The 11,787-nt window shown below is 54.9% G+C and carries 12 protein-coding genes; 2 read left to right on the forward strand and 10 right to left on the reverse strand.

What is annotated here, in order from left to right; translation table 11 throughout:
* Positions 1-46: 46 nt before the first annotated feature.
* Entirely contained in the window at positions 47-1,075 is a 1,029-nt protein-coding gene (locus AC13DD_RS11355) for a response regulator (RefSeq protein ID WP_405420626.1), read from the forward strand.
* A gap of 3 nt (positions 1,076-1,078) precedes the next feature.
* Positions 1,079-2,032, forward strand: coding sequence for a GGDEF domain-containing protein (locus AC13DD_RS11360; protein ID WP_053112588.1), 954 nt, complete (start codon positions 1,079-1,081; stop codon positions 2,030-2,032).
* 178 nt (positions 2,033-2,210) lie between these two features.
* Here AC13DD_RS11360 and AC13DD_RS11365 read toward each other — a convergent pair whose 3' ends face one another.
* The 10 genes from AC13DD_RS11365 to AC13DD_RS11410 all read right to left on the reverse strand — a co-directional run bounded on the left by AC13DD_RS11365 (position 2,211) and on the right by AC13DD_RS11410 (position 11,786).
* Positions 2,211-2,579, reverse strand: a complete 369-nt coding sequence (locus tag AC13DD_RS11365; RefSeq protein ID WP_053112590.1) for a histone-like nucleoid-structuring protein, MvaT/MvaU family — start codon at positions 2,577-2,579, stop codon at positions 2,211-2,213.
* Between the two features lie 177 nt (positions 2,580-2,756).
* The gene (tviB, locus tag AC13DD_RS11370) at positions 2,757-4,019 is read right to left on the reverse strand and encodes a Vi polysaccharide biosynthesis UDP-N-acetylglucosamine C-6 dehydrogenase TviB (protein WP_482931152.1); all 1,263 of its coding nucleotides are present in this window, start codon (positions 4,017-4,019) and stop codon (positions 2,757-2,759) included.
* 198 nt (positions 4,020-4,217) lie between these two features.
* The gene (locus AC13DD_RS11375; protein WP_273157729.1) at positions 4,218-5,771 is read right to left on the reverse strand and encodes a Fic family protein; all 1,554 of its coding nucleotides are present in this window, start codon (positions 5,769-5,771) and stop codon (positions 4,218-4,220) included.
* A gap of 229 nt (positions 5,772-6,000) precedes the next feature.
* Positions 6,001-6,366, reverse strand: a complete 366-nt coding sequence (locus AC13DD_RS11380) for a GxxExxY protein (protein ID WP_273073124.1) — start codon at positions 6,364-6,366, stop codon at positions 6,001-6,003.
* A gap of 149 nt (positions 6,367-6,515) precedes the next feature.
* On the reverse strand, positions 6,516-6,776 hold the full coding sequence (locus tag AC13DD_RS11385) for a DUF2442 domain-containing protein (RefSeq protein ID WP_273073123.1): 261 nt from the start codon (positions 6,774-6,776) through the stop codon (positions 6,516-6,518).
* Between the two features lie 70 nt (positions 6,777-6,846).
* The gene (locus AC13DD_RS11390) at positions 6,847-8,235 is read right to left on the reverse strand and encodes an MBL fold metallo-hydrolase RNA specificity domain-containing protein (RefSeq protein WP_482931153.1); all 1,389 of its coding nucleotides are present in this window, start codon (positions 8,233-8,235) and stop codon (positions 6,847-6,849) included.
* A 69-nt stretch (positions 8,236-8,304) separates the two neighbouring features.
* Positions 8,305-9,357: a pseudaminic acid synthase gene (gene pseI / locus AC13DD_RS11395; RefSeq protein WP_482931154.1), complete on the reverse strand. Its 1,053-nt coding sequence runs from the start codon at positions 9,355-9,357 to the stop codon at positions 8,305-8,307.
* Between the two features lie 18 nt (positions 9,358-9,375).
* Complete coding sequence (gene pseH / locus AC13DD_RS11400; protein WP_482931155.1) at positions 9,376-9,882, reverse strand: UDP-4-amino-4,6-dideoxy-N-acetyl-beta-L-altrosamine N-acetyltransferase; 507 nt, start codon at positions 9,880-9,882, stop codon at positions 9,376-9,378.
* Positions 9,875-11,008, reverse strand: coding sequence for a UDP-2,4-diacetamido-2,4,6-trideoxy-beta-L-altropyranose hydrolase (pseG, locus tag AC13DD_RS11405; RefSeq protein WP_482931156.1), 1,134 nt, complete (start codon positions 11,006-11,008; stop codon positions 9,875-9,877). Before pseG ends, pseH begins: the two co-directional genes overlap by 8 nt.
* Positions 10,986-11,786 (reverse strand): SDR family NAD(P)-dependent oxidoreductase, encoded by an 801-nt coding sequence (locus AC13DD_RS11410; RefSeq protein ID WP_482931157.1) that lies wholly within the window; start codon positions 11,784-11,786, stop codon positions 10,986-10,988. The genes pseG and AC13DD_RS11410 overlap by 23 nt, the downstream gene beginning before the upstream one ends.
* Between the last annotated feature and the right edge of the window lies 1 nt (position 11,787).

The following is an 11,787-nucleotide window of genomic DNA, read 5'->3' on the forward strand; positions in this document are numbered from 1 at the left end:
CTGGTATACTTTCGCACCCTATGACGAACCCTCTACGGCCCCATCAATGACCACCCGCATACTCATCTGCGACGACTCTGCCCTTGCCAGAAAGCAAATGGCCCGAGCCCTGCCAGAAGGATTGCGTGGCGATGTCAGCTTCGCAAAAGACGGCGTGGAAGCACTGGAGAAATTGCGCAGGCACGAGGCGGAGCTGATGTTCCTCGACCTGAACATGCCGGAGATGGACGGCTATCAGGTGCTGGAGCAGGTTCGCAAGGAAGACCTGCCGGTGATGACCATCGTGGTTTCCGGCGATATCCAGCCGGAAGCACGGGAGCGGGTAAAAAAACTCGGCGCCCTCGACTTCATCAAAAAACCTACAGAAACCTGCATCGTCCTTGACCTGCTGGTGGAATACGGCCTGTACCGGCCTTGCGAACTCGAAGACTCCGCGCTGAATGACAGCAGCCTGAAAAGCACAGGCAGTACCGCCCCGGAAATCTCCGTTTCCCTGAACGACTATCTGCAGGAAATCTCCAACGTCGCCATGGGCCGGTCCTCGGATCTGCTGGCCCGCCTGTTGCGCGTGTTCGTCAAACAGCCGATTCCCAAGGTAGCCTTCCTGGCCAACTCCGAACTGCACATGGCCATTTCCTCGGTCAGCGACAGCAACACCTATTCCGCCGTGTGCCAGGGGTTCACTGGAGCCGGTATTGCCGGGGAGGCACTGCTGCTGTTCGCCGACGCCAGCTTCCGGGACATGGCAGAGATGCTTCACTACGACACCCTTGAGGGCGAAGCGGTGAATGTGGAGGTGCTGATGGACATGTCCAGCATACTATTCGGCGCTTTTCTCAAGGGCATCGGCGACCAGTTGGACCTGAAACTCGGCCTGGGCCACCCCACCGTGCTCGGCCAGCACCGGCAAATCTACGAACTGCTGGAGCACCACAGCGCCCGTGAAGAGCAGCTGCTGTGCATCGAAATCTGCTACACCCTGGAAGACCGGGACATCGAATGCGACATGCTGATCCTCCTCACAGAGGATTCAGTGCCTTTTCTCGAAGATCGCCTGCAATATCTGGTGGACTGACCCATGGCCATAGAAGAATCTGAAGCCAACTCCTTTCACTGGCTGATGGACATGCTGGAATCCGTGGAAGTGGGCCTGGTGGTCCTGGATCTGGATTTCAGAGTCGAAGTCTGGAACGGCTTCATGGAAAACCACAGCGGCATCACCGCGAGCAGGATCCAGGGCCAGGTATTATTCGATGTATTCCCCGATATCCCCAAAGCGTGGCTGACCCGCAAAGTAGACGCCGTAGCCCTACTCAACACCAAGGCGTTTACGTCCTGGGAGCAACGCCCTTACCTGTTCCAGTTCCGCAATACCCGGCCCATCACCGGTACTGAAGAGTATATGTTCCAGAACCTCACCATCAGCCCGCTTTCTGGCACAACCGGCGAAGTCGAGAAAGTGTGCCTGATGGTGTACGACGTAACCGACATCGCCAGCAGCAAAATGGCCCTGGAACGGGCCAACGAACAGCTGGCCAAACTGAGCATGACAGACCGCCTAACCGGCCTGCTCAACCGTGGCACCTGGGAGAACCTGGTGGACGCCGAGTTCGAACGTTTCCGCCGCTACGGCCACACCACAAGCCTGGTGATGCTCGATATAGACCACTTCAAGCCGGTGAACGACACCCACGGCCACCTGGCCGGGGACGAAGTGATCAAACACACCGCTAGCGTCACCCGCAATGCTATACGCCAATCCGACAGCGCCGGCCGCTATGGCGGCGAGGAATTCGGCATCATCCTGCCGGAAACCGACGCAGAAGGCGCACGTATCATCTGCGAACGGATACGAGAGAGCATTGAACAGAGCGTGGTGGAAACCAGCGTGGCGCCGATCCGCTATACCATCAGCATTGGCATTGCCCAGTTAACGGAAAAGCCTGAGAACTATATGCAGTGGATGCAGAAGGCGGATGAGGCGCTGTATGCCGCCAAGGAGGGGGGAAGAAACAGAGTGGTGGTTGGTTAATCCCCCCTCTCCCCAACCCCTCTCCCGCCAGGGGAGAGGGGCTAAAGAAGAACTTTGATTTTGAGCTCCCCTCTCCCCCTGCGGGAGAGGGGCTAAAGAAGAACTTTGATTTTGAGCTCCCCTCTCCCCCTGCGGGAGAGGGGCCGGGGGAGAGGGGGGAAGCAAATGCAGGCCTGAATCAGTCCTGCTGCCAGCTCTGCACAGCTTCCTTACCATGCTTCTGACGCCACTCGTTCAGCGTCTTGTGATTGCCACCACGGGTCTTGACCACTTCACCGGTGTGCGGGTTCTTGTAAGTCTTCATCGGGCGCTTTGGGCGGCTGCCAGCGGTTGTGTCAGCCTTTGCCCCGGACACTGAGGGATCAATTGCAGAAAGAATCTGAAGAACATCCTTCGGTGACTTGTCATACTCCTTCATCAATGCGCGAACCTTGTTTTCAAACTCCAGTTCGCCTTTCAGAGCCTGGTCTTTTTCAAGCTGTTCCAGCTCTGCAGAAAGCTTTTCCATAAGCTGTTTCTTCTGGTAGTAATCGTTAATCTTTGCCATGGAATTAAAACCTTATTCAAATAGGGGTTTTAAAAACTTAAGTGGAGTTGACTAAAAGTCAGGGACAATAATAATAAAATAAATGTAGTCTGGCAAAATTATTTATTCACGAGCCCTTAATAAAAAAGCCGATCAACTTGACCGGCTTTTAAAATACACGCTGTACGAAAATTGTACTTACAACCTGAGATCCGCCTCGCCCAACGGCAAAACACCCTTCAGATCAAACAGAACCCCATTATCTTTCAAATAAGCACGCAACTCTTTCGACGATTTAGCGGCATATTCACGATGCGGCACGGCAAGAAACAGCGCATCATAATCTCCAGATTTCGGGGACTCCACCAGGGAAATACCATATTCATGCTCGGCTTCCGTATTATCCGCCCAGCAGTCTGTCACATCCACGGAACAGCCGAAATCCTGCAATTCACGGATAACATCAATCACCCGGGTGTTCCGCAAATCCGGGCAATTTTCCTTGAAGGCCAGCCCCATCACCAACACTTTTGACGATGCCACGGTATGCCCGGTTTTAATCATTGCTTTAACCAGCTCGGCCGCCGCATACGGGCCCATATTGTCGTTTACCCGCCGGCCGGACAGAATAATCTCCGGGTGATAACCAATGGCCTGGGCCTTGTGGGTCAGATAATACGGATCCACACCAATACAGTGGCCACCAACAAGCCCCGGTTTAAACGGCAGGAAATTCCATTTTGTGCCCGCTGCCGCCAGCACTTCGTGGGTATCAATTTTCAGGCGCGAGAAAATCATTGAAAGCTCGTTCATCAGGGCGATATTCAAATCACGCTGGGTATTTTCGATAACCTTCGCCGCTTCGGCCACTTTAATGGAACTGGCTTTATGGGTGCCTGCCGTAATAACACTGGCATAAAGCGCATCCACTTCATCAGCAATATCCGAAGTGGAGCCAGAGGTCACTTTCATGATGCTGGTTACCCGATGCTCTTTATCACCCGGATTGATTCGCTCAGGGCTATAACCGGCAAAGAAATCCTTGTTAAACGCAAGGCCGGAGACTTTCTCCAATACCGGCACACAAACTTCTTCTGTGGCGCCGGGATATACCGTGGATTCGTAAATCACGATATCGCCCTGTTTCAGAACCTGCCCAACGGTTTCGCTGGCTTTTACCAAGGGCGTTAAATCCGGCGTTTTAAACTCATCAATGGGAGTGGGCACGGTCACAATGTAAATCTGGCAATCCCGAATGCCTTCAAGATTATCGGTAAAAGACAAACCCGAGGCCGAAGCCAACTCTTCCCGGGAAACCTCACGGGTAAAATCAACGCCATCCTTCAGCTCGGCAATGCGTTTGCTGTTGATATCAAAACCAACAATCTCACGTTTTTCGCCGAAGGCCGCGGCAAGAGGCAGCCCCACGTAACCAAGACCAATAACTGCAATCTTCTTCATTTGAAATCCTTTGCGAGGAAGCTCAATACGGCGACCATACGCCCTACTCTGATGGAATAATTATGTCTGTACCAGCCAGGGATTGAAAACACCTTTTATGATGCATCCGGGCCAGGTAATCCACGGCATTTGGATGGCCTTCGATCGAGCGGCCAGCGGCGAATAACTGCACTACACAGAGATATGCCCTCACCAAAATCATCGTTGATTCACATCCGGCAGATCGGCAAAACCTTCGGCTACGGCCTGCTCTAGCTCCGATGCAATGTCGGATTGCGCCAGCACCGGAAATTCCTTCATCAATTTGCCACTGACCCGGCCATGCTGGCGTATCGCCCGGATCATCCGATCAATGTGCTCATCGGGGCCTTCAACCCAATCCTTGATCGCCTCGCGGGTGCGATACCACGCCCGCTGAAAGGCGGCCTGATGGTGCATCTCGTGCTCCAACGTATGCCGAATGATCGCGAACAGATATTCCGTATGTTCGGTCAAGTCTGGATAGCTCCAGACAGGTGCTGCCTCCTCATAGGCATTAAAAACAAAGTCCGATTCAATACCATCTGCGTAGGCCACGCGTTCCTGGGTGAAATCGACCGCATCACGGTAAGCCGACATCAATGGCCGGGAGTAACGTTCAAGAATTCGATCATAGTCGGCCCGCCTGACCGCCGAGGACGTTATCGCCGCTGAAACCGGCAAAATAAAAGGCTCAGGCACCACGCCGTCGCGGCGAAGAGTATCATTCACCAGAAAACGGGAGATTCGTCCATTACCATCAGCCAGCGGATGAATGAAGACGAACCCGAAACTTGCCACAGCAGCGCGAACCACTGCATCCCCCGGATCGGTTTGCGCCAGAAAACGCTGCAATCCCTCCAGCATGCCTGGCAACCACTCCCAGTGCGGGCAGACGTAATGAACAACTGCACCGTAATCGATCGAACTACTCCCAACAAACACAGGCGATTGCCGAAGGCCCGTCCGGATCGTGGTGGTTCCCAGGATAGCTGACTGAAACTCACTCAGGGCGTCATCATCAAGGGGGGAATCCAGCCGGCCACAATACTGTTCCATGGCGGTGGCAAAACGGCGTATGCGATCCTGATGCTGCCCTTCGTGCTCGATCGCGAAACTGGCACGGCTCTCTTTAATAGTCAGCCACACTGCACTGCGACGCAAAATATCCGGTCCAAACTCCCCTTCCATCGCTAAAAGCCTGTCAGCGATTCCATATTGACGGGCTTCCAACACTGAAGTCGTGCGACGAACAAGGGGGCAGAATTCAGGGGTTCCCGGCAGGTTGTCATTAATCCGCCAGCGGCGGTTACGACACCCCCCGTTAGCCGCCGTAACATACAATTCGGGATCCAGCGCATCACGATAGTTGCCACCGACACCCTCCACTGCCAGAGTCTTGCCGGTTAGCCATTCGTAGAGAAAACCAGCACGCCGGGCATACTGGCCGGTAGGTTCAGAGCGTATCCAGTCAGCAAGCGCCTCTGCGGGCAATGCCCCAAACAACCTTGCCAGAAACTCCAGCGCCACCCCTTCGTGTTTTAAAGCGAAGGTCAGGTGCGCGCCCAGCGTGCCTTGCGGGCGCATCGCCTCTGTGTAGTATTCCAGGCGGCGGCCGGCCTGGTCGTAGGTTTGGCGCCTACGCCCGATACGGCTCTCCAGCGGCAGCGGCTGGATTGCCTGCACGTCGTAACGTGCTGCCAACCATGCATAGCCAATTTCATCACCCGCCATCGTGCTCAAAATGATTATCCTGCCAAAAAAACGATTAAAACTGCCAGCTTTTCAGAAAAAACAATTCTAGCAGGTGCCGGTCACGATATATATCTGGCAATGGCGTCCCAGTAGGGCTTCAGATCCCGGTATATCCGGGGGAATTCCGCCGCCAGAGAAGAATCGACGACAATTTCCAGAGATCCCTGGTGAAGGAGGGGGCTGCCCTCCCATGAAAAACCCGGCCTGGTCATAACACCACCCGCTTTACCACAGCCTTTGGAAACGAAAAATTAACCAACAGACCAAGCTCTTTCCCTGTGGCTTTGAGGTAGTTGATTAACTGCGGCTCCGCCGATATCGGCATTTGCTTCTGGGCTTTAAGTTCGATGATGACGGCGTTCTCGACCAAAAGATCGACCCGGTGTTCGGCAATGGGCTCGCCTTTGTAGTGGATAACCACCGGCACTTCACACTGCACCGCCAACCCGGCAAACTGCAGCTCCTGAATCAACGCCTTCTGGTAGACCGACTCCAGAAAACCTGCTCCCAGATGCCGGTATACCTCATACACACAGCCGGTAATACGGTAGCAAAGCTCTTTTTCCTTGAGCATCTTATATCCTTATTTTTAAGAACATTTTTGCCACTAAATCCACGAAAGAACACGAAAGGGAAAGACAAGGAAGCCCTGACTTTTAATCAGTCAGTCTTTGTTCGTGTTCTTTCGTGGATTTAGTGGCAAAAATCTTTATCTTTTCCATGTCAGGCCGCGTGATCACGTTTTGGGTGGGTTTGGTCGCCTTGGCCAGCCAGCAACCCCTGGATACTGATATCCTCATCCAACGAATCCCAGTGAATACCATGAACACTCAGTTCAAAGTCATCCCTGGCTTTTTGTTCCGCGTGCAGCAGACGCGGGAACCAGGCCAGCGGGGCACCAATTGTTCGACCATCCGAGAGAATGACCCAAAGATTATCTTCATCAAACCAGACTTTTTCAGGCGAAGTAGTCATGCCAAGCATCCTCAAACCGTTGTCGGTTCTGTTCTGTTACTTCCAACAATACCCGAATCGTGCGCGCATCAAAACCTCGCTACGCCGGGATCAGCACTTGGGAGCCAGGCAACACCCGTTGAAGCCTTACCTGAAATGCCGCCTTCGCATCCTCATCCCCATGCACCACCCGAATTTCCGTAGGTGCTCCAGGAATACCTTCAACAAACCGAAGCAAATCACTCTGCCCAGCATGGGCCGAATAGCCGCCAACCAGATGAATCCGGGCCCGGATATCATAGCGGTCACCATCCAGCTCCACCCAGCCACCACGGGGACCATAAGTCAGAATATCCCGACCTGGCGTGCCCGCGGCCTGGTAGCCCACAAACAGCACATCGTTCCGCTTATCCCCCAGCATCGCTTTAAGGTAATTCACCACACGACCACCGGCGCACATGCCGGAACCGGCCAGAACCACACAAGGGCGATGGGAGCGGGCCAGGTAATCCACTGCGTTCAAATGGTCTTCGTGGGAGTTGATGACCGTGAGTTGCTCAAAAGAGAGCGGATGCCGGCCCTGGCGCACCAAGTCTGTGGCCTCAGCGTCCCAGTAGGGCTTCAGGTCTCGATAGATTCGGGTGAATTCCGCCGCCAGCGGCGAATCCACAACAATTTCCAGGTTGCTCCAGAGCTCTCCACCAAACTCATTGATCAGGCCCTCAATCTCGTACAGCAACTCCTGCGTGCGCCCAATGCTGAATGCCGGCACCAACACTGTGCCGCCGTCTTCCAGCGAGTGTTCCAGAACCGCCTTCAATCGGTAACGCCGCGTTTCCCGGTCCTCATGGTCTTTGTCTCCATAAGTACTCTCGATCACCAGCCGATCTGCTCGCTCGGGGGATTGGGGCTCAGGCAGCAACGGAGCATGGGGCGCGCCGAGGTCGCCACTGAACACAACCCGTTCTTCAGATTCGCCCGCACGTGCATCACACTCAACATAGGCCGAGCCCAGAATATGCCCAGCCCTCTGCAGCCGAACCGACAGCGAGCAATCATCCTCATCAAACACCGGATGCCACTGGCCATAAGGCACCGGCACCAGGCGGGAACGGATCACTCCCAGAACCCGATCAATCAGTTGCCGGTCGCGGGTGAAACCGATTTTCAGGGCATCCTCCAGTATCTCCGGCAGCATAATGGCTGAAGGCTCGGAACAAATAATGGGCCCATCGAAACCCGCAGCCAGCAAATAGGGAATGCGCCCCACGTGGTCGATATGCACGTGGGTGACCACCAGGGCCCGGATATGATCAATGGGAAAATCAATGGAGAGATCAGACGCAGAAGCACCGCGGCCCTCGTCCTGGCCCTGGAACAGGCCGCAGTCTATGAGGATGCCGCTCTTTTCGGCCGCGTGACCAACAGTGAGTTCGTGGCAAGAGCCGGTTACGCCAGAGGTGGCGCCATGGTGAGATATCGAGATCATGCTGAACGTCCTTGTTGATAGTTCTGAAACTGCCCCAGTCCTTGGGCAAATTTACTGTTTGAGCACCCGTTACTGAAAGTCTTCTTTCCTGACCGGAGAGTTCCTGTTTATGTCATGTGCGGCTCTCTTGCCAACAACGGCTTTCAGGTGCTTCGGCGCCAACCCGAAGCCCGGGCGAACACTCCGCACATCGTCCCCGGAAATGACGTCACCCGCCTTGATATCATTCACAAAGTACAGGGAGCGACGAAACAGCGCGTTACCCTGCTCGCTGGATTTGCGACCGTAATTCACCTCGCCAAGGGCCTTCCACGCGGTTTTGCTATCCCGGCAAAGCGCTTTGAGATCCTCAGGCTCCAGGGAAAAGCTATCATCCGGCCCACCGCCAGAGCGATCAAGCGTGAAGTGCTTTTCAATGATCGCCGCGCCCAGCACGACGCTGGTGATCGCCGTTGTGTTATCCAGGGTATGATCAGAGAGCCCTGTCACCAAGCCGAAACGCTGCTTCATGTCCACAATGGTTCGCAGATTATAGTCTTCCGCCGGCGCCGGATAGCCACTTACACAATGGAGAATCGCCAGCTGTTTACAGCCAGCTCCGCGCGCCGCATCAATGGCTTCCCGGATTTCCTCCGCATCCGCCATTCCGGTGGACATGATCATCGGTTTACCAGTCCGGGCAACATACTCAATCAATGGCAGATCCACAGCCTCAAATGATGCGATCTTATAGGCTGGAGCGCCGAGCTCCTCAAGCAGATCAACGGCGGTGGTATCGAAGGGCGAACTGAAAATCGTGATGCCCCGCTCCCGGGCTCGCTCAAATAGAGGCTTATGCCACTCCCAGGGCATGTGGGCCTCTTCGTATAACTCGTAGAGGGTACGACCGTCCCAAAGCCCCCCTTTGATTTTGAAATCATCGGCATCCGAATTCAGGGTGATGGTGTCGGGCCGGTAGGTCTGCAGTTTTACCGCATCTGCCCCGGCATCAACCGCTTCATCAATGATCTTCAGTGCCGTTTCGAGCTTGCCGTTATGATTGGCTGAGAGCTCCGCAATTATGTAAGGCGGCTGAGATGATGAAATTTCACGACCATCAATGACAATTTTGGCTTCACTCATAAACACGCCCTTAAACCTTTACTTCGAATTTTTCCACTCGGCAGCCAGAAGGCCAAAACAGATAACGTCGTGATAACGTTCTCCGTCGCAGTGTTGCTCTCTGAGGACACCTTCCCGGATAAATCCGAGACGCTCATGGAAGCGGACTGACCGCTCGTTAAAACCGAGCGCCTGCCCACAGAGTTTATGCAATTCCAACTCTTCGAAGGCGTACCTCAAGGCAGCTTCACCAAGCGACCGCCCGGTTCCCGGCTCTGAATCCGGTGCCAGATAGAAGCCCCAGTCTGCAACCTTGGCACAGCGGGTCGAAGAGATATTAACAAAGCCTACAGGGGCCGAACCAAACTCGTAGATCAGCAGCCACACACCGGGGACTTCACTGTTCCGGGCAAACCACTGCGCATGCTCTTCCGGGGAGATCTCATGGCTGGTGTACATAAACTGGCGCACATCGGGATGATTCCGCCAGTTCCGAACCCTCCCCAGGTCCCCGGAGTGCATAAGTCTCAGCCGCCCACTACTCATCCGAAACCTCCCGGAGGGCATCAGCCACACGCTGCACACCCAAGCCATCGCAGATTGCGGCAGCATTCTGACTCATCTCAAGCAACCTTCCGGGCGCGAATACTTCACGCATCGTCCTGGGCAATGTCTCTTCAATAGCGTCCGGCCACCCCAAGCTGAGTGATGCGCCAGCCCGTTTCAGCGCCTCAGCGCCCGGCCGTTGGTTGTCGGCCATCACCACAAGCAAGCTGGGCAAACCAAGGCAACAGCGTTCCCAGGCAGAACCCCCAGCGGCACCAATGGCAAGATCTGCCTGGCTCATCAGCTCCGCCATGTTGTTGGCATTTACGACCACCCGTGTATCCAGACGCATTGATTCCGCTTGATCTGTTACCTCGTCGATATGAGGGCAGGCTGCCCCGACAACGACGGTAACCCGGCAAGAGGCAACAACCCCGATGGTATCCAATACCCGCAAAACATCGCCGGTAACATTGGCCGCATCCACGCCCCCCATACTAACAAGGATGTTCCCGGGCTCCCGGGTTTTCCTTTCTTCAACAGACAGGGCACGTGCCCGTGAGAACTCGGGCCTAAGCAACGCGTAATCAGAGCCAATCAATCGTTTTGTGTAATCCGGTACAAGACCGGCGTAATCGTGTGGTTCACGGCCGAGATTCTGGTCCAGAAGCAAATCACAGTGGTGCGTCCGGTCAGCAAGATCATCAATGACCATCAGGCGCTTCGAACATTCACCAACCTGAGACTCCCAGCGGCAATCGAGCGCATAGTGGTCTACCACAAGCCAGTCCAATTCAATGCCCTTCAAAGCCAGAACAGTCTCGGATGCATCCGTTTCCCAGCTCACACCGAGCCAGTTGGCATGGGTTGGCTCACTCTCGGAAGGCCCGGTGGTTTTCCCCGATTCGCCTGATGAAAGCATCAATACCTGGTGCCCCCTGCTGCGTACCACCTTCTCGAGACTTCCCGACTTTTCCCGCATCACGAAATAACAACGGGCGCCTGCATCTGCCAGCACCTCTGCTAGAGTCAAGCAGCGCATGACGTGACCAGAACCTATGAGCGTCGACGCATCGACCCTGAAAGCCACTTCCATCAGCGCATCACCAAGCAGTCCACCCACCATCAACCATCAGGCTCGCGCCGTTGATATAACTCGACGCCGAGGATGCTAGAAACACTGTCGGACCCGCAATCTCGGCGGCACTACCAATACGCCCCATCGGGACTCTGGCGGCCAGCGTCTCAATAAACTCCGGAGACGTATCCTGAACGCTCCTGGCAGGAAACGGGCCAGGGCATATCGCATTTATCCGGAGGCCTTCCTTGCCGAATTCACACGCAGCGTAACGTGTCCATTGCAGAAGTGCTGCCTTGGCTGCGCCATAGAACGGGGGATTTGCCGATTCGGCATTTGGGTAGAGTCTCTGATCCGGACTCACAACACCGTACATGGAACTGATATTGATAACCGAAGCGTCGCCATCTTTCGCAACCGCCCGGCGAAGCGCAGGCAAGGCCTGCTGAAAAAGAAAGTGGGAGGCGACAACCGAAACCTCATAGCTCTGCGCGAAACTCTCGGGCGATGCAGATTCGATGCAGCCTGCACCTCCGGTATACGCATTATTGACCAGCACGTGCAACTTATCCGGTCCCTTGTTCTCGAAGAACTCCGCGACAGCTTGCCGGTCGGATACATCAAAGACAGCAGCCACGGCATCAAAGCCCTTTGAGCGAAGCTCTGAGGACAAAGATTCGCACTTCTGAGAATCTCTCCCATTAACCAGAACTCGGGCACCTGCGCCGGCCATCGCCTCGGCCATTACAGAACCTAAATGACCCGTCGCGCCCGTTATCAGGGCAGTTCTTCCAGCCAGCGAAAACAGGGATTGGTCGCCCGTCATT

The sequence above is a fragment of the Marinobacter sp. L-13 genome, from assembly GCF_056857715.1.